Origin of the sequence: Pseudomonas guariconensis (assembly GCF_024127895.1) — a bacterium.
Lineage (GTDB): Bacteria > Pseudomonadota > Gammaproteobacteria > Pseudomonadales > Pseudomonadaceae > Aquipseudomonas > Aquipseudomonas guariconensis_B.
This window is the reverse complement of the sequence record NZ_JAMYBK010000029.1, coordinates 35910-54163: the sequence shown is the minus strand read 5'-3', so window position 1 is coordinate 54163 and position 18254 is coordinate 35910. Positions and strand designations below refer to the sequence as shown.

The 18254-nt window shown below is 64.8% G+C and carries 15 protein-coding genes and 1 pseudogene; 5 read left to right on the top strand and 11 right to left on the bottom strand.

Going from position 1 to position 18254, the window contains the following annotated elements; genetic code table 11:
- From NJF35_RS21730 to gloB, 10 genes and pseudogenes are all read right to left on the bottom strand, one after another.
- Positions 1-1297: pseudogene (locus NJF35_RS21730) on the bottom strand (hypothetical protein); the annotation flags it as partial.
- Entirely contained in the window at positions 1290-1631 is a 342-nt protein-coding gene (locus tag NJF35_RS21725) for a hypothetical protein (protein WP_253081575.1), read from the bottom strand. The gene NJF35_RS21725 and the pseudogene NJF35_RS21730, both read right to left, overlap by 8 nt.
- Before the next feature lie 354 nt (positions 1632-1985).
- Complete coding sequence (locus NJF35_RS21720) at positions 1986-2255, bottom strand: DUF3077 domain-containing protein (RefSeq protein ID WP_225790469.1); 270 nt, start codon at positions 2253-2255, stop codon at positions 1986-1988.
- 514 nt (positions 2256-2769) lie between these two features.
- Positions 2770-4380: an ABC transporter ATP-binding protein gene (locus NJF35_RS21715; protein WP_225790468.1), complete on the bottom strand. Its 1611-nt coding sequence runs from the start codon at positions 4378-4380 to the stop codon at positions 2770-2772.
- Position 4381: 1 nt separating this feature from the next.
- Positions 4382-5401: an ABC transporter permease gene (locus NJF35_RS21710; protein ID WP_225790467.1), complete on the bottom strand. Its 1020-nt coding sequence runs from the start codon at positions 5399-5401 to the stop codon at positions 4382-4384.
- Between the two features lies 1 nt (position 5402).
- Positions 5403-6476: a microcin C ABC transporter permease YejB gene (locus NJF35_RS21705; protein ID WP_225790466.1), complete on the bottom strand. Its 1074-nt coding sequence runs from the start codon at positions 6474-6476 to the stop codon at positions 5403-5405.
- A 1-nt stretch (position 6477) separates the two neighbouring features.
- Complete coding sequence (locus tag NJF35_RS21700) at positions 6478-8322, bottom strand: extracellular solute-binding protein (protein ID WP_253091470.1); 1845 nt, start codon at positions 8320-8322, stop codon at positions 6478-6480.
- Positions 8319-10148, bottom strand: coding sequence for an extracellular solute-binding protein (locus NJF35_RS21695; protein WP_225790464.1), 1830 nt, complete (start codon positions 10146-10148; stop codon positions 8319-8321). The genes NJF35_RS21700 and NJF35_RS21695 overlap by 4 nt, the downstream gene beginning before the upstream one ends.
- A 218-nt stretch (positions 10149-10366) precedes the next feature.
- Complete coding sequence (locus NJF35_RS21690) at positions 10367-11785, bottom strand: lytic transglycosylase domain-containing protein (protein ID WP_225790463.1); 1419 nt, start codon at positions 11783-11785, stop codon at positions 10367-10369.
- A 100-nt stretch (positions 11786-11885) separates the two neighbouring features.
- Positions 11886-12665, bottom strand: a complete 780-nt coding sequence (gene gloB, locus NJF35_RS21685) for a hydroxyacylglutathione hydrolase (RefSeq protein ID WP_253091469.1) — start codon at positions 12663-12665, stop codon at positions 11886-11888.
- An 84-nt stretch (positions 12666-12749) separates the two neighbouring features.
- Here gloB and NJF35_RS21680 point away from each other — a divergent pair, with 84 nt between their 5' ends.
- The 4 genes from NJF35_RS21680 to NJF35_RS21665 all read left to right on the top strand — a co-directional run bounded on the left by NJF35_RS21680 (position 12750) and on the right by NJF35_RS21665 (position 17324).
- Entirely contained in the window at positions 12750-13508 is a 759-nt protein-coding gene (locus NJF35_RS21680; RefSeq protein ID WP_253081582.1) for a class I SAM-dependent methyltransferase, read from the top strand.
- A 42-nt stretch (positions 13509-13550) separates the two neighbouring features.
- Positions 13551-13997 carry a ribonuclease HI gene (gene rnhA / locus NJF35_RS21675; protein WP_225790460.1) on the top strand — a complete coding sequence of 149 codons (447 nt, stop codon included), beginning with the start codon at positions 13551-13553 and terminating at the stop codon, positions 13995-13997.
- Between the two features lie 138 nt (positions 13998-14135).
- The gene (gene dnaQ, locus NJF35_RS21670; RefSeq protein WP_225790459.1) at positions 14136-14879 is read left to right on the top strand and encodes a DNA polymerase III subunit epsilon; all 744 of its coding nucleotides are present in this window, start codon (positions 14136-14138) and stop codon (positions 14877-14879) included.
- 183 nt (positions 14880-15062) lie between these two features.
- A complete protein-coding gene (locus NJF35_RS21665; RefSeq protein ID WP_253091468.1) occupies positions 15063-17324 on the top strand; it encodes an Orn/Lys/Arg decarboxylase N-terminal domain-containing protein in 2262 nt (753 codons plus the stop codon).
- On the opposite strand, the gene NJF35_RS21660 is transcribed toward NJF35_RS21665, so the two are convergent.
- On the bottom strand, positions 17308-17526 hold the full coding sequence (locus NJF35_RS21660) for a hypothetical protein (RefSeq protein ID WP_225790457.1): 219 nt from the start codon (positions 17524-17526) through the stop codon (positions 17308-17310). The genes NJF35_RS21665 and NJF35_RS21660 overlap by 17 nt on opposite strands.
- A 155-nt stretch (positions 17527-17681) precedes the next feature.
- Between NJF35_RS21660 and NJF35_RS21655 the strand changes: the two genes are divergently transcribed.
- Positions 17682-18239, top strand: coding sequence for an NADPH-dependent FMN reductase (locus tag NJF35_RS21655; RefSeq protein WP_253091467.1), 558 nt, complete (start codon positions 17682-17684; stop codon positions 18237-18239).
- The last annotated feature ends 15 nt before the right edge of the window (positions 18240-18254 follow it).

Below are 18254 nucleotides of genomic sequence, written 5' to 3'. Positions count from 1 at the left end.
CCCGCGTCAAGCTGCCGCCCATGCGCACCGGCCCCACGCTGTGCTGGATCAGCGCCACCAGCCGGTCGCGCAGGGTGGTGGCCATGTAGGCGTAGTCGGCCTTGCCGCCGGCGACGTCCAGGGAAACCAGGCTGGCGTTGCGGTCCACCGCGTGTAGTTCGCTGGCCCGTACCGGTAGCCCGCCGTCGCGGGCGGGGCGCTCGATGCGGGTTTCGAGCACGGTGACTTCGCCGGCGCTGCGCTTGCCCAGGCGACGGACTTCCTCCTGGGTAAGAGCGGCATTGTCGAGCCTGACCGTGGTCACGCCGCCAGGCAGGAGCTTGTGCATCAGCCAGCGCGCACCGCCCAGGGCCACGGGCAGCAACAAGGCCAGGTTGATGGCCATGAACACCTGCTTGCCGCGGTCCTCGGCGGTGGCGGGGTTGGCCAGCCGCGCCAGTTCGGTGAAGAAGTGTTCGCCGATGCTCAGGCCTTCGCCGGTGATCATGCGGTGGCTGCCATCGACCATGGCATCGGCGGCCAGGGCCGCTTCCAGGGCCACGAAGACGTAGCGCCCGACCGAGGCGGCGCCGGTGATGCCGCGCACCACCGGCACGAAGGCCAGCACGCCGAGGGCGAGCTCGCCGGCGCCTTTGACGCCCTCCCAGGCGCGTGACCTGGCCTTGGCCTCGGCGAAGTGGCGGGCCAGTTGCTCGCTGGCCAGTTCGACGGGGTACAGCCCGGTGGGGGTATGCCAGGTATAGGGCGGGCTGATCCGATGCTCGCCGTTCTCGTCGGTGTACTCCTCGCGCGGCGCCTCGGCCCAGCGGGCGTGGGTGAAGGTGGCGAAGTAGATCTTGTGATCGCTGAAGAAGAAGTTGCGCTGCAGCTCGAAGCCCAGCCCCTGGTGGGTGCGCATGCCCATGTGGTCGAGCACTGGCGGCGCCAGGTCGTCCAGTTGCAACTGGTCATCGACGCACACCAGTTCAAGCTTTTCGGTGGCGGCGAAGGCATGGAACTCGGCGAGCCAGGCATCGCCTAGCGTGCTGCCGGCGTGTTCCAGTACCCGTTGCAGGAAGGTGTCGCGCTGATTGCGCGTCTTGTCGCGGATCCACGGGTTACGGTGGAACCACTCAGGGCCGACGCCGTCGCGGGAGGGGATGCCCAGCAGGTGGTCGCAGCCGTCGTTGCCGTCGAGGGAGAACAGCGCGCCGGGCAGGGAGCAGGGCACGCAGAGGGTAGGGGGCACGGGCAGCGCACCGTTGCGCACGCCCTGGCGCAGCCTTTCCAGACCGGGGGGTAAAAGGGGTTCAGACATGCGAAGGTGTGTCCTCGAGTGCGCGTTGATGAGCGGCCAGTTGCTGGCCCTGCGACGTGACCCAAGTGGCGAACAACGGCTTGAGGTAGAAGTGGCGCCCGACAGTGATCGGCAGCAGGATGTGCCGCAGCCTTGGGTTGGGGCGCCAGAGCATGAACAGCACGGGCTGTTCGAGCAGTTGGCCGAAGACGAAGCCGTCTTCTTCGCTAATCCGCTCAAGGCTGAGTTGGAACGGGGCGCTCAGGCCCTCGTCGAGGGGGAAGGGCAGCACTTCGAAGGCGGCCGAGCCAATGAGTGGCTGGCAGCTGTAATGCAGGTCGGGTTGGCTGGGCATGCGAAGTCCTTGTCCGCCGTTTCGAGGTACCGAGCGTGCTCCGCAGAGGTTCCCTATTGCGGAGGCGTGCCGGTCGAAATGTCCAAGCCAATCTCAGGGTTGGCATGGCTGAAGGCTCGAATACTAGGCGGCGAAGTCCCAATGGACGTGCCATTAACTTCCCAAGAGTGCGTAGGAAACTTCTCTGTTTTTAATGTCTGGATTTTTCAAAGGCGGGGCGGTGTGCACGCATGAACGTGCACACTTGCTCAGTGCGGTGATGGTGTCTGCTGTGCGGGTAAGCCAGCGCGACCTAATGCGCAGTACCTGTGGGCCAGCTTGCCATCGATGGCGCCGGCCCAGGCACCTTCGAATTCAGCGCATCATTCCCAGCTCCGCATCGTCCATCAGCGCCTTGGCCAGCGCTGCCAGGTAATACGACGCCCAAATCAGCTGGGGCTTGTCTTCCATTACCCCCGTGATGGTCATATCGCGCACGTACCCCATCAACTCCGAAGCCTGCTCGCGGGCATATCGGCAAGGGATACCGGGTTCGATGCAAAACAGCGGGTCTGTCAGGCCTTTGCCCTGATAGAACTTTGTCTTGCCGACAGTCGTTTTGGCCCTGGTGTCATCTGTGGTCATCGCTCAATCTCCCTGAAATGGCCGGTGCTCATCCTCCATCGCTGGGATGATCATGTTTTCGAGAGAGTGGGGGCGGGGTGGGTCGGGGACGATCTTCAACATCACGATTTTTCCTCTATGACGCGGCCACCTGCCTGCTGTCAAACAGAAGGGTGGCAGCTGTACGTGGGTTGACAGACCGGCGAAAATCGTAAAATTCCGGCGCACGCAAGCGTGCCCGCACGTACAGCCGCCATAAAGGGCGAGCCGTATACGATTTCCGTCACAGCCTGTCAAAGCTGTATCGTTGATGTGCAACGACTCGCCGAGACTAGAGCGCTGCCAGGGCGACCGCAACGGAAAAAAGGCGGCAGGAGTATGTTTGGGAAATGGACTACAGGGAAGGTGTTAAATCTGATTTTTTACTGTTTCACACCGGTCCTTCGGCAAGCCCTAACTATCAAGCAGCGCTCGGCCGTTACCCTATAAAACGTCAATCCCAAACACACCCTCACTGGTTTCCAAATCCCCACCCTTAAGCAATCGACTCCGGCTCCAAGAACGCCGCTTCCAGCAACTGCCGGGTATACGGATGCTGGGGCGCATGAAAGATCGCCTGCGCATCCCCCTGTTCCACCACATGCCCATGCTTGATCACCATCAACTGGTGACTCAGCGCCTTGACCACCGCCAGGTCATGGCTGATGAACAGGTACGTGAGGTTGTACTTGCGTTGCAGGTTGCGCAGCAGCTCCACCACCTGCCGCTGTACCGTGCGATCCAGCGCCGAGGTGGGTTCGTCGAGGAGGATCAGCGCCGGCTTGAGCACCAGGGCGCGGGCAATGGCGATGCGCTGGCGCTGGCCGCCGGAAAACTCATGGGGGTAACGATGGCGGGTGCGCGGGTCGAGCCCCACTTCCTCGAGCGCCGCGATGATCGCTGCCTCCTGCTCCGCCGGTGTGCCGATGCGGTGGATGCGCAGGCCCTCGCCGACGATGTCGGCCACGCACATGCGCGGGCTGAGGCTGCCGAACGGGTCCTGGAACACCACCTGCATTTCACGGCGTAGCGGCCGCACTTGCTTCTGGTTCAGCCCTTCCAGCGCCTGGCCGTGGAAGCGGATGCCGCCCTGGCTGGAAATCAGCCGCAGGATGGCCAGGCCGAGGGTGGACTTGCCCGAACCACTTTCGCCGACGATGCCCAGGGTCTGGCCCTGGGGCAGGCTGAAGTCGATGCCGTCCACGGCCTTCACATGGTCGACGGTGCGCCGCAGCAGGCCTTTCTTGATCGGGAACCACACCCGCAGGTCAGAGACTTCCAGCAGCGGTGCGCCGACCGGGTTGTCCGCGGGGCCGCCGCTGGGTTCGGCGTTGATCAGCATCTGCGTGTAGGGGTGCTGGGGCGCGCCGAACAGGGTGGCGCAATCGGCCTGCTCGACGATCTTGCCGCTCTGCATCACGCACACCCGGTGGGCGATGCGCCGTACCAGGTTGAGGTCGTGGCTGATCAGCAGCAGGGCCATGCCCAGGCGTGCCTGCAGTTCCTTGAGCAGGTCGAGGATCTTCAGCTGCACGGTGACGTCCAGCGCCGTGGTGGGCTCGTCGGCGATCAGCAGTTCTGGCTCGTTGGCCAGCGCCATGGCGATCATCACCCGCTGGCGCTGGCCGCCGGACAGTTCGTGGGGCAGGGCCTTGAGGCGCTTGCGCGGCTCGGGGATACCGACCATCTCGAGCAGTTCCAGGGTGCGTGCGGTGGCTTCCTTGCCCGTCAGGCCCTTGTGCAGCAGGAGGATCTCGTTGATCTGCTTCTCGATGCTGTGCAGCGGGTTCAGCGAGGTCATCGGCTCCTGGAAGATCATCGCGATACGGTTGCCGCGGATATGCTGCATGGGCTTCTCGCCCAGTTGCAGCAGGTCCTTGCCGGCGTAGCGGATGCTGCCGCTGGGGTGGCGCGCCAGGGGGTAGGGCAGCAGGCGCAGGATCGAGTGGGCGGTGACCGACTTGCCCGAGCCGCTCTCGCCGACCAGGGCCAGGGTCTCGCCTTGGCGGATGTCGAAGCTGATGCCGTCGACCACGCGATTGACCTGCTCGCCGGTGACGAACTCCACCGCCAGATCACGGACTTCGATCAGGTTCTGTTCGCTCATGTCATTTCCTCGGGTCGAAGGCATCGCGGGCGGATTCGCCGATGAACACCAGCAGGCTCAGCATGATCGCCAGCACGGCGAAGGCGCTGATGCCCAGCCAGGGGGCCTGCAGGTTGGACTTGCCCTGGGCCACCAGCTCGCCCAGCGACGGTGCGCCCGGGGGCAGGCCGAAGCCGAGGAAGTCCAGGGCGGTGAGGGTGCCGATGGCACCGGTGAGGATGAAGGGCATGAAGGTCATGGTCGAGATCATGGCGTTGGGCAGGATGTGCCGGTACATGATCGCTCCGTTGCGCATGCCCAGGGCCCGGGCGGCACGCACGTACTCCAGGTTGCGGCCCCGCAGGAACTCGGCGCGCACCACGTCCACCAGGCTCATCCAGGAGAACAGCAGCATGATCCCCAGCAGCCACCAGAAGTTCGGCTGCACGAAACTGGCCAGGATGATCAGCAGGTACAGCACCGGCAGGCCCGACCAGATTTCCAGGAAGCGCTGGCCGGCCAGGTCCACCCAGCCGCCGTAGAACCCCTGCAGGGCACCGGCGATGACGCCGACGATGGAGCTGAGCACGGTCAGCGTCAGGGCGAACAGCACCGACACGCGAAACCCGTAGATCACCCGTGCGAGCACGTCGCGGCCCTGGTCGTCGGTGCCCAGCCAGTTGTCCGCCGAGGGCGGCGCCGGGGCCGGGACCTTGAGGTCGTAGTTGATGCTCTGGTAGCTGAACGGGATCGGTGCCCATAGCACCCAGCTGTCTTTCTGCGCCAGCAGCTCGCGGATGTACGGGCTCTTGTAGTTGGCCTCCAACGGGAACTCGCCGCCGAAGGTGGTTTCTGGGTAGCGCTTGAACGCCGGGAAGTACCATTGGCCGTCGTAGCGCACGGCGATCGGCTTGTCGTTGGCGATCAGCTCGGCGCCCAGGCTCAGGCCGAACAGCACGATGAAGATCCACAGCGACCACCAGCCGCGGCGGTTGGCCTTGAAGCGCTCGAAGCGCCGGCGATTGAGAGGGGACAGGGCCATGTCAGTGCTCCCGGCTGGCGAAGTCGATGCGCGGGTCAACCAGGGTGTAGGTCAGGTCGCCGATCAGTTTCACCACCAGCCCCAGCAGAGTGAAGATGAACAGGGTGCCGAAGACCACCGGATAGTCGCGGTTGATCGCCGCTTCGAAGCTCATCAGGCCCAGGCCGTCGAGGGAGAAGATCACCTCGATGAGCAGCGAGCCGGTGAAGAAGATGCCGATGAACGCCGAGGGGAAGCCGGCGATGACCAGCAGCATGGCGTTGCGGAACACGTGCCCGTACAGCACCCGTTGCCGGCTCAGGCCCTTGGCCTTGGCGGTGATCACGTATTGCTTGTTGATCTCGTCGAGAAAGCTGTTCTTGGTCAGCAGGGTCATGGTGGCGAAGTTGCCGATCACCAGCGCGGTGATCGGCAATACCAGGTGCCAGAAGTAATCGAGAATCTTGCCGGTGGTGGACAGCTCGTCGAAGTTGTTCGAGGTCAGCCCGCGCAGCGGGAACCAGTCGAAGTAGCTGCCGCCGGCGAACAGCACGATCAGCAGGATGGCGAACAGGAACGCAGGGATGGCATAGCCGACGATGATCGCCGAACTGGTCCAGACGTCGAAGTGGCTGCCATGGCGCACGGCCTTGGCGATCCCCAGGGGGATCGACACCAGGTACATGATCAGCGTGCTCCATAGCCCGAGGGAGATGGACACCGGCATTTTCTCGGCGATCAGGTCGATGACCTTGGCATCGCGGAAGAAGCTCTCGCCGAAGTCCAGGTGGGCGTAGTTCTTGATCATGATCCACAGGCGTTCCGGCGCCGACTTGTCGAAGCCGTACATGCGTTCGATCTCGGCGATCAGCGCCGGGTCCAGGCCCTGGGCGCCCCGGTAGTTGGAACCGGCCACCGAGACTTCGGCGCCGCCGCCGGCGATGCGGCTGGTGGCGCCCTCGAAACCCTCGAGCTTGGCGATCATCTGCTCCACTGGGCCGCCGGGCGCGGCCTGGACGATGATGAAGTTGATGATCAGGATGCCGAACAGGGTCGGCACGATCAGCAGCAGGCGCCGCAGGATGTAGGCCAGCATGTCAGTTGGCCTCGTCCTGTGCCGGGTCTTGGCTCGCTACCGGCGTGGCGGGCTTGACCTCGGGCTTGATCCACCAGGTGTCGATGCCGATGTCGTACTTGGGCGATACCTCGGGATGGCCGATGTGGTTCCAGTACGCCACGCGCCAGGTCTTGATGTGCCAGTTGGGGATCACGTAGTAACCCCATAGCAGCACGCGGTCCAGGGCGCGGGTGTGGGCGATCAGGCTCTGGCGCGAGTCGGCGTTGATCAGTGCCTCGACCAACTGGTCTATGGCCGGGTCGCGCAGGCCGATGAAGTTGCGGCTGCCGGGATTGTCGGCGGCGGCGCTGGACCAGAACTCGCGCTGCTCGTTGCCCGGCGAGTTGGACTGCGGGAAGCCGCTGACGATCATGTCGAAGTCGCGCGAGCGCAGGCGGTTGATGTACTGGGAAACGTCGACCCGGCGGATGTTCAGGTCGATGCCCAGGTCGGCGAGGTTGCGCTTGAACGGCAACAGGATGCGCTCGAACTCGGTCTGGGCCAGGAGGAACTCGATGGACACCGGCTTGCCTTGGGTGTCGGTCATCTTGTCGTCGACGATCTTCCAGCCGGCCTCCTGCAGCAGCCGGTAGGCCTTGCGCTGCTGGTCGCGGATCATGCCGCTGCCGTCGCTGACCGGGTTGCGGAATTCTTCGTTGAAGACCTGTTCGGGGATCTTGCCGCGCAAAGGCTCGAGGATCTTCAGCTCCTCGGCGCTGGGCAGGCCGCGGGCAGCCATCTCGGAGTTCTCGAAGTAGCTGCCGGTACGGGTGTAGGCGCCGTTGAACAGTTGCTTGTTGGTCCACTCGTAGTCCAGCAGCAGGCTCAGTGCCTCGCGCACACGCACGTCCTGGAACACCGGCCGGCGCAGGTTGAAGATGAAGCCCTGCATGCCGGTGGGGTTGCCGTTGGGCAGTTCCTCGCGGATCAGCCGGCCGTCGCGCACGGCAGGCACGTTGTAGGCGGTGGCCCAGTTCTTCGCGCTGGTCTCCAGCCAGTAGTCGAATTGCCCGGCCTTGAGCGCCTCCAGGGCGACGGTGTTGTCGCGGTAGGCGTCGAAGGTCATGACGTCGAAGTTGTAGAAGCCCCGGTTGATGGGCAGGTCCTTGGCCCAGTAGTCCTCGACCCGCTCGTAGCGGATCGAGCGGCCGGCCTTGACCCGGGCGATCTTGTACGGGCCGCTGCCTAGCGGGATCTCCAGGTTGCCACGGGTGAAATCGCGGCTCTCCCACCAGTGCTTGGGCAGCACCGGCAACTGGCCGAGGATCAGCGGCAGCTCGCGGTTGTTCTTGTGCTTGAACCTGAACAGCACGCGCAGTGGGTCTTCGGCGACCACCTCGGCAACGTCCGCGTAGTACTGGCGGTACAGCGGCGCCCCTTGCTTGATCAAGGTCTCGAAGGTGAACACCACGTCCTCGGCGCGAATCGGGTGGCCATCATGGAAGCGTGCTTGCGGGCGCAGGTAGAAGCGCACCCAGCTGTTGTCCGGTGCCTTCTCGATCTTGCCGGCCACCAGGCCGTACTCGGTGAAGGGCTCGTCCAGGCTCTGGCGCATCAGGGTGTCGTAGATGATGCTGACGTTCTCGGCCGACACGCCCTTGTTGATGAACGGGTTGAGGCTGTCGAAGCCGCCGAAGCTGGACTGGCGGAAGGTGCCACCCTTGGGGGCGTCCGGGTTGACGTAGGCGAAGTGCTTGAAGTCGGCCGGGTATTTCGGCGGCTCGTCGTACAGGGTCAGGGCATGTTGCGGCGCGGCGAGGGCGGGCAGGCTCAGGCAGGCGAGCAGCAGGCCGCAGGCCAGGCGCAGGCGGTGCGTTGGCATCATTTGGCTTTCTCCGAAGACTTGAGCCACCAGGTGTTCAGGCCCAGGGTGTAGGGCGGGGTGGTGACGAAGGCGAATCGGTTGCGATACGCCAGGCGGTGATTGTCGAGATACCAGTTGGGGATCATGTAGTGCTGCCAGAGCAGCACCCGGTCCAGGGCGCGGGCGGCGGCCACCTGGTCGTCGCGGGTGCGGGCGGCCAGCAGGGTGTCGAGCAGGTGGTCGACCACCGGGTCCTTGACCCCTGCATAGTTCTTGCTGCCCTTGGTCGAGGCCTGGCTGGAGTGGAAGTACAGCCACTGCTCCAGGCCCGGGCTGAGGGTCTGGCCCAGGGTCATGAGGATCATGTCGAAGTCGAACTGGTCCAGGCGCTGCTTGTACTGTGCGCGGTCCACGGTGCGCAGGCGCGCGTCGATACCGATGCTGACCAGGTTTTCCACGTACGGCTGGAGGATGCGCTCAAGGTTGGGGTTGACCAGCAGCAGTTCCAGGCGGAACTGCCGGCCCTTGGCATCCACCAGGCGCTGGCCGTCGAGCTTCCAGCCAGCCTGGGCGAGCAGGGCCAGGGCCTGGCGCAAGGTCTGGCGGCTGATGCCACGGCCCTCGGTGTGGCTGACCTGGTAGGGTTCGGTGAACAGCTTGGCCGGCAGCTCATCGCGAAAGGGCGCCAGCAGCAACCATTCCTTGCCCGTGGGCAGGCCGGTGGCGGCGAACTCGCTATTGGGGTAGTAGCTGGTCGAGCGGCGATAGGCGCTGCTGAACAGGGCGCGGTTGGTCCATTCGAAGTCGAACATCAGGCCCAGGGCCTGGCGCACCCGTGGGTCGCTGAAGCTGGTGCGGCGGCTGTTCATGAACAGGCCTTGGGTCTGGGTCGGGATGCGGTGCGGGATCTGCACCTTGATCACCTGGCCACGGCGTACCGCCGGGAAGTTGTAGCCGTTGGCCCAGTTCTTGGCCTGGTGCTCGATGTAGATGTCGAATTCGCCGGCCTTGAACGCTTCGAAGGCCACCGTGGCGTCGCGGTAGAACTCGTACTCGACCCGGTTGAAGTTGTACTTGCCGCGGTTGACTGCCAGGTCCTTGCCCCAATAGTTCTTCACCCGCTCGAACACCAGGCGCCTGCCCGGCTGCACCTCGGCGATGCGGTAGGGGCCGCTGCCCAGGGGCGGTTCGAAGGTGGTGGCCTTGAAGTCGCGGCCTTGCCAGTAGTGCTTGGGCAGCACCGGCATCTCGCCCAGGCGCAGGATCAGCAGCGGGTTGCCGGCGCGCTTGAAGACGAAGCGGATGCGCAGCGGGCCGAGGATGTCGACCCGCTGCACTTCCTGCAGGTTGGTGCGGTAGATGGGGTGGCCGTCCTTGAGCAGGGTGCGGTAGGAGAAGGCCACGTCCGCCGAAGTGATCGGCCGGCCATCGTGGAAGCGTGCCTCGGGGCGCAGGTTGAACACGACCCAGCTGCGGTCCTCGCTGTACTCCACCGAGCGGGCGATCAGGCCGTAGCTGGCGGTCGGCTCGTCGCCGGACGGGTCGTACTGGCCGGTGCCGACCATCAGCGGCTCGTTCAGCTCGTTGACCCCGTACTGGAGGAAGTTCGGCGTGGTCACCGGGCTGGTGCCCTTGAAGGTATAGGGGTTGAGCGTGTCGAAGGTGCCGAATGCCATGGCCCGCAAGGTGCCGCCCTTGGGCGCTTGCGGGTTGACCCAGTCGAAGTGGGTGAATGTAGCTGGATACTTGAGCGTGCCGAACTGCGCGTAACCGTGGCTTTCGCTCACCATCGCGCCTGCGGGAAAGCTCAAGGCCAGGCTGAGGGACAGCAGGAGGGGACGTATCAAGTCGGCATCCGATCCAGGGGCGTTGGGCTTTGGTCGGGCTACAGTAACAGCTTGTCAGGGATGGAAAAAGAGTGGGAAGCAGACGGCCTGGTTACGGGGCAAGTATGCGCTTGCGCAGGCGTGCAGAGGCCATATTTCGTGGCGGGGGCAGGCGGGCTTCAGGTCGGTCTTTGAGCGGCGTCTTGGGGGCTGCACAGCAGCCCCAATGATGCGTCGGATCAATGTGGCAGGTAGACGGTCAATGTCTGGCCCGGCTTGAGGGCATGGCCGCTGCGCGGGTTCCAGCGCTTGAGGTGCTTCATCTCGACGTTGAAGCGCTTGGCCACCAGGTACAACGAGTCGCCCTTGCGCACTTTGTACTGGGTCGAGCGCTGCTTGGACGCCGCCACCCGGTTGGCCGATGCGCTGCCGCCGCGCAGGGCGAGGACCTGGCCGGCCTTCAGGCGAGTACCGGACAGGCGGTTCCAGCGCTGGATGTCACGCACCGAGACCCGGTGCGCCCTGGCGATGCTGCTCAGGTTGTCGCCACGCTTGACCCGGTAGCTGCGTGCCGCCGGTGCCTTGGCCTCGGCCAGGGCGGCCTGGAACACGGCCTTGTTCGGCTGCAGGCTGAGCAGTTGCTCGGGCTTGAGGTTGGACAGGCTGTCGGACAGCAACTGCGCCTTGGCGGTCGGCACCAGCAACTGCTTGGGGCCGTCCACGGTCATGCGTTTCTTGAACGCCGGGTTGAGCTGGATCAGCTCGTCCTCGTCGATATTGGCGAAGGCCGCGACCCGCGAAAGGTCCAGGCGGTCATTGATGGCGACGGCCTCGAAGTAGGGCTCGTTGGCGATCGGGTTGAGGTTCACGCCATAGGCCTGCGGGGTCATCACCACCTGCGACAGGGCCAGTAGCTTGGGCACGTAGTCGCGGGTTTCCTGGGGCAGGGGCAGGTTCCAGTAGTCGGTGGGCAGGCCGAGGCGCTCGTTGCGCTCGATGGCCCGGCTGACGGTGCCTTCGCCGGCATTGTAGGCCGCCAGGGCCAGTAGCCAGTCACCATTGAACATGTCGTGCAGGCGGCTCAGGTAGTCCAGCGCGGCGTTGGTCGAGGCGGTGATGTCGCGGCGGCCGTCGTAGAAATTGGTCTGGCGCAGCTTGAAGTGACGCCCGGTGGACGGGATGAACTGCCACAGGCCGACCGCGTGGGCGCGGGAGTAGGCCATCGGGTTGTAGGCGCTCTCGATGGCCGGCAGCAGGGCCAGCTCCAGCGGCATGTCGCGTTCTTCGAGGCGCTCGACGATGTAGTGCAGGTAGAGGCTGCCGCGTTCGCCGGCGTTCTCCAGGAACGACGGGTTGCTGGCGAACCACAGGCGCTGCTGCTCGATGCGCGGGTTGACGTCGATGCTGTCCTGCAGGGCGAAGCCCTGGCGCATGCGGTCCCAGACATCCTCGGGCGCCTGCTCGACCGGCTTGACCACCAGCGGGGCGGGCTTGGGCTTGATCCGCGCCTGGTAGTTGTGCGCGCGAACGCTGTCGGACGCGTCGAGCTGACGGGTGCTCTGGCAGCCCACCAGGGTGGTGGCCAGGGCCAGCGCACCGACCTGGGCCAGGCGCGTCAGGGCAACGGAATGAGAGGTTCTGCGGCTACGGGAAGACATCGGCTGGGACAGGTTTCCAGGCAAAAAATTTTCGCGATTCTAGAAACCGGTCCCCCCTCGGTCAACCTTTGATCACCCTTTGCGATATATCTTGGGGTTATCAGAAACTATCTTTCCAAGACCTCAAGGCAGCAAAAACAGCGGCTTGGCCGGTATTGGAATACCCCTTCCATTCGTCTGCTTTTTGTTTAACGGATGTTTCAGTCGTGCGCAGAAAGGGGTTGGTGAGGCACTCGAGGCCGATCGTTGATGGCAATGTGATGCGATCTTGCGCGCGCAATCGAGTAACGTCGGCGAACCGTTGGGCAACGTGCGGGTTGTCCGGCTCGACGGCCTTGGCAAAACGCAGGTTGCCCAGGGTGTATTCATGGGCGCAGAACACCTGGGTCGCGGCCGGCAGCGCGGCCAGCCGCTGCAGCGAGTGGTGCATCTGCTCCGGCGTGCCTTCGAACAGGCGCCCGCAGCCTGCGGCGAACAGGGTGTCGCCGCAGAACAGCAGCGGGGGCTGGGCCTGGCCGCAGTAGTAGGCGATGTGGCCGAGGGTATGGCCGGGCACGGCGATGACCTCGAAATCCAGGCCCAGTACCCGGACCTGCGCGCCATCGTCCAGCGCCAGGTCGCGGGCGGGGATGCGCTCGTTGGCCGGGCCGCAGACCCGCGCGCCGGTGGCGTGCCTGAGCGTTTCCACACCGCCTATGTGGTCGTGGTGGTGGTGGGTCACGAGGATGTCTTCGAGCACCCAGCCGGGATTGGCTGCGAGCCAATCCAGCACGGGGCGGGCGTCACCCGGATCGACCACCGCGCAACGGCGTTTGGCAGTATCCTGTAACAGCCAGATGTAATTGTCGGAGAAAGCGGGAAGAGCATCGATCTGTATCATGGTGCGGAACCGAATCGCCTGGCGTGGACATGAAGGCATCTTAGCCGCGATGGCGCGGGCGGAGAACCTTCGAGGGAGATCGCAATGACCGACAAAGCCTTTGCCCAGGCCGATCCCGACTGGGTCGAACTGATCAGCCTGGCCCGCGAGTGGTTCGACGGACCGCTCGGGCAATTGATGTTGCGTGAGGAGCAAGCGCTGCTCGAGGACGAGCTGGGCCGCTTCTTCGGCGGCTTCCTGGTGCATTATGGCCCCTGCGCGCAGGTGCCTCCCAGCGCTCCCCAGGTGCAGCGCAACGTGCGCCTGGGTGCGCCGTTGCCGGGGGTGGAGATCGTCTGCGAGGAGCAGGCCTGGCCGCTTTCCGAGCATGCCGCCGACGTGGTGGTGCTGCAGCATGGCCTGGACTTCAGCCTGTCGCCCCACGGCCTGTTGCGCGAGGCCGCCAGCGCGGTGCGCCCCGGCGGGCACCTGCTGATCGTCGGGATCAACCCTTGGAGCAGTTGGGGCATGCGGCATTTCTTCAGCCACGGGGCCCTGCGCAAGGCGCGCTGCATCTCGCCGTCGCGGGTTGGCGACTGGCTCAACCTGCTGGGCTTCGCGCTGGAGAAACGCCGCTTCGGGTGCTATCGTCCGCCGCTTGCCTCGCCGGCCTGGCAACAGCGCCTGGCTGGCTGGGAGCGGATGGCCGCGGGCTGGCAAGGTGCTGGCGGCGGTGTCTACCTGCTGGTGGCGCGCAAGATGGTGGTCGGCCTGCGGCCGCTGCGCCTGGAACGCCGCGAGCCGATGGGCAAGCTGCTGCCGTTGCCGCTGGCCAAGGTCAACCGTCGGCGCAGCGAGCCGTGAGCCGTCATCCACGGTCGATAATACAGAGCGAAAAGGCGGTACATGAGCGATAGCGTCGAGATCTACACCGATGGTGCCTGCAAGGGCAATCCCGGCCCAGGTGGGTGGGGGGTGCTGATGGTCTACAAGGGCGTCGAGAAGGAGCTGTGGGGCGGCGAGCGCGAGACCACCAACAACCGCATGGAACTGATGGCGGCGATCCAGGGGCTGATGGCCCTCAAGCGCGAATGCGAGGTGCTGCTGGTCACCGACTCGCAGTACGTGATGAAGGGCATCAACGAGTGGATGGCCAACTGGAAGAAGCGTGGTTGGAAGACCGCCGCCAAGGAGCCGGTGAAGAATGCCGACCTCTGGCAGCAGCTCGACGAGCAGGTCAACCGTCACAAGGTGACCTGGAAATGGGTGCGCGGGCATATTGGCCACCCCGGCAACGAGCGTGCCGACCAACTGGCCAACCGAGGCGTCGACGAGGTCCGCGCCAAGCGGTGATGGGGAGGGCGGCTACAAGCTGCAAGTAAGAACAGGGCGTGCGCCAGTGCGTCGGTGCTTTTTCTTGCCGCTTGAAGCTTGTCGCTTGAGTTACAATCCCCGCTTTCCCTTAGATAGATGCAAAGTTGGAGCCCCCGCGTGGAGCAGCAGAACAACAGACTGGTCGTTCTGGATACCGAAACCACCGGTATGCCAGTCAGCGAAGGCCACCGGATCATCGAGATCGGTTGCGTCGAGGTCATCGGCCGGCGCCTGACCGGGCGTAATTTCCACGTCTACCTGCAGCCGGACCGCGAGAGCGACGAGGGCGCCATCGGCGTCCACGGCATCACCGATGCCTTCCTGGTCGACAAGCCGCGCTTCGCCGATGTCGCCGAGGAGTTCTTCGAGTACATCCGCGGTGCCCAGCTGGTCATCCACAACGCGGCGTTCGACGTCGGCTTCATCAACAACGAGTTCGCCCTGCTGGGCCAGCACGACCGCGCCGACATCTCGCAACACTGCACCATCCTCGATACCCTGATGCTCGCCCGGGCTCGCCACCCGGGGCAGCGCAACAGCCTCGACGCGTTGTGCAAACGCTACGGCATCGATAACTCCGGCCGTGACCTGCACGGCGCCTTGCTCGACTCGGAGCTGCTGGCAGACGTCTACCTGGCGATGACTGGCGGCCAGACCAGCCTGTCGCTGGCTGGGCACGGTGCCGACGAGGAAGACGGGCAAGGCGGGACCGGCAGCGAGATCCGCCGCATCGTCGGGCGCCAGCCGGGCCGGGTCATCCTGGCTTCGGCCGAAGAGCTGGAGGCCCATGCCGAGCGCTTGGCGGCGATCGCCAAGTCGGCGGGGGCGCCGGCGATGTGGCAGGCGTTGAGCGAGGGCTGACCTGCTTCGATGGCCGCATTGGGCCGCTTCGCGGCCCATCGCCGGCAAGCCGGCTTCCACAGATTGCTCTGCTCTTGAGGTCGGCGCCGAACTTGTGGAGCAACCACGGCAAAAAAACGCACCCGCGCCCTGCAGCTTCTACCCTGAAAGGACGGACCCGTCCTTCGGAGGTAATGCCGAGCCATGTACAAGGACCTGAAGTTTCCTATCCTCATCGTGCATCGTGCGATCAAGGCCGACAGCGTCGCCGGTGAGCGGGTGCGTGGCATCGCCGAGGAGCTGGCCCAGGACGGCTTCGCCATCCTCGCCGCAGCGGACCATGCCGAGGCGCGCCTGGTGGCTGCCACCCACCATGGGCTGGCCTGCATGCTGATCGCTGCCGAAGGCGCCGGCGAGAACACCCACCTGCTGCAGAACATGGCGGAGTTGATCCGCCTGGCCCGCCTGCGCGCACCGAACCTGCCGATCTTCGCCCTGGGCGAGCAGGTGACCCTGGAAAACGCGCCCGCCGAGGCCATGAGCGAGCTGAACCAACTCCGCGGCATCCTCTACCTGTTCGAGGACACCGTGCCCTTTCTCGCCCGCCAGGTGGCCCGGGCCGCGCACAACTACCTGGACGGCCTGCTGCCGCCGTTCTTCAAGGCCCTGGTGCAGCACACCGCGCAATCCAATTATTCCTGGCACACGCCGGGCCACGGCGGTGGCGTGGCCTACCGCAAGAGCCCGGTGGGCCAGGCCTTCCACCAGTTCTTCGGCGAGAACACCCTGCGCTCGGACCTGTCCGTGTCGGTGCCCGAACTCGGCTCGCTGCTCGACCACACAGGCCCCCTGGCCGAGGCCGAAGCCCGGGCGGCGCGCAACTTCGGCGCCGACCACACCTTCTTCGTGATCAACGGCACCTCCACGGCCAACAAGATCGTCTGGCATGCCATGGTCGGCCGCGACGACCTGGTGCTGGTGGACCGCAACTGCCACAAGTCGGTGGTCCACGCGATCGTCATGACCGGCGCCATCCCTCTTTACCTGTGCCCGGAACGCAACGAGCTGGGCATCATCGGGCCGATCCCGCTCAGCGAGTTCAGCCCGGTATCGATCCAGGCGAAGATCGACGCCAATCCGCTGACCCGTGGGCGTAAGCCGCGGATCCGCATGGCGGTGGTGACCAACTCCACCTACGACGGCTTGTGCTATCACGCCGGGTTGATCAAGCAGATGCTCGGCAGCAGCGTCGAGGTGCTGCATTTCGACGAGGCCTGGTTCGCCTATGCGGCGTTCCATGACTTCTTTGCCGATCGCTACGCCATGGGCACCGCGCGCAGTGACGACAGCCCACTGTTGTTCAGCACCCATTCCACCCACAAGCTGCTGGCGGCGTTCAGCCAGGCGTCGATGATCCACGTGCAGGACGGCAGTCAGCGGCAACTGGACCGCGATCGTTTCAACGAAGCGTTCATGATGCATATCTCCACCTCGCCGCAGTACAGCATCCTGGCCTCGCTGGATGTGGCCTCGACCATGATGGAAGGGCCGGCCGGGCGCTCGCTGCTGCAGGAGATGTTCGACGAGGCCCTGAGCTTTCGCCGTGCCCTGGCCAACCTGCGCGAACACATTGCCGCGCATGACTGGTGGTTCAGTATCTGGCAGCCGCCTGCGACGGAAGGGGTCCATCGCCTGTCGGCGCAGGACTGGCTGTTGCAGCCGGGCGCCGAATGGCATGGCTTTGGTGATGTGGAGCAGGACTACGTGCTGCTAGACCCGCTCAAGGTCACCCTGGTGATGCCTGGGTTGACGGCGGATGGGGCGTTGGGCGAGCACGGCATCCCGGCGGCCGTGGTGAGCAAGTTCCTCTGGGAGCGTGGGCTGGTGGTGGAGAAGACTGGGCTCTACAGCTTCCTGGTGCTGTTCTCCATGGGCATCACTAAGGGCAAGTGGAGCACCTTGCTCACCGAATTGCTGGAGTTCAAGCGACACTACGATGGCAATACCGCCTTGGCCCAGTGCCTGCCCAGTGTGATGGCGGTGGACCCGCTGCGTTACCAGGGGTTGGGGCTGCGCGAGCTGTGCCAGCAGTTGCACGACTGCTACCGGGCCAATGCCACGGCCAAGCAGCTCAAGCGCCTGTTCACGCGTTTGCCGGAGGTGGCCATGAGCCCAGCCCAGGCCTATGACCGCCTGGTGCGTGGCGAGGTGGAGGCGGTGCCGATCGAGGCCCTGCTGGGCCGGGTCGCGGCGGTGATGCTGGTGCCTTATCCGCCGGGCATTCCCTTGATCATGCCGGGCGAGCGCTTTACCGAGGCCACCCGTTCGATCATCGACTACCTGGCCTTCGCCCGGGCCTTCGACAGCGGCTTCCCGGGCTTCGTCGCCGATGTCCATGGTCTGCAGAGCGAGGATCATGGCCAGGGGCGGGTCTACACCGTCGATTGCATCAAGGAATGCGGATGAGCTCCACGCCGCTGTGCGCCAGCTCGAAGCGGTCATCGCCCAGGTGCTTGACCCGGTCACCGACAGGCAGGCGGTAGGTCACGATCGGCTCGCCGAGGCAGCTACCGTCGGCCTGGAGGGTGGACTCCTGGTATTCATGCACGGGATAGATCCGACCTTCGGCGTCACGTGCGTGGAATTGGCCGACCAGTATTGCTGCCATTTGAGCGAAAACCTCTGAAATTTGGGGAAATATCTGTAGGCATAGACCAGCGGAGCAGGGGGGAAGTTTTCCGCAATCAGGAAAAAAACTCTGGGGGCAGGACGCAGTCATCTATAACTACAACGTCTTATTTCCAGCAGAGGTTGCAAATCGCCATGAGTCAGGTCTATTCGGTAGCGGTCGTCGTCGGTAGCTTGCGCAAGGACTCCTACAACCGCAAGGTCGCCCGCGCCCTTGCAGAGCTTGCACCCTCCAGCCTTGCCCTGAAAATCGTCGAGATCGGCGACCTGCCGCTGTACAACGAGGATGTCGAGGCCAATGCGCCCGATGCCTGGAAGCGTTTTCGCGAGGAGATCCGCCGCAGCGACGCGGTGCTGTTCGTCACGCCCGAATACAACCGTTCCGTACCCGGGGGCCTGAAGAACGCCATCGACGTGGGGTCGCGACCCTATGGGCAGAGTGCCTGGAGCGGCAAGCCGGCGGCGGTGGTGAGTGTCTCGCCGGGCGCCATTGGCGGTTTCGGTGCCAACCATGCCGTGCGCCAGTCGCTGGTGTTCCTAGACATGCCGTGCATGCAGATGCCCGAGGCGTACATTGGTGGGGCGGCCAGCCTGTTCGAGGATTCCGGCAAGCTCAACGACAAGACCCGGCCGTTCCTGCAGGCGTTCATCGACAAGTTCGCAGCCTGGGTGAAGCTCAATCGCGCGGTCTGACTGGCTCAGGCTGCT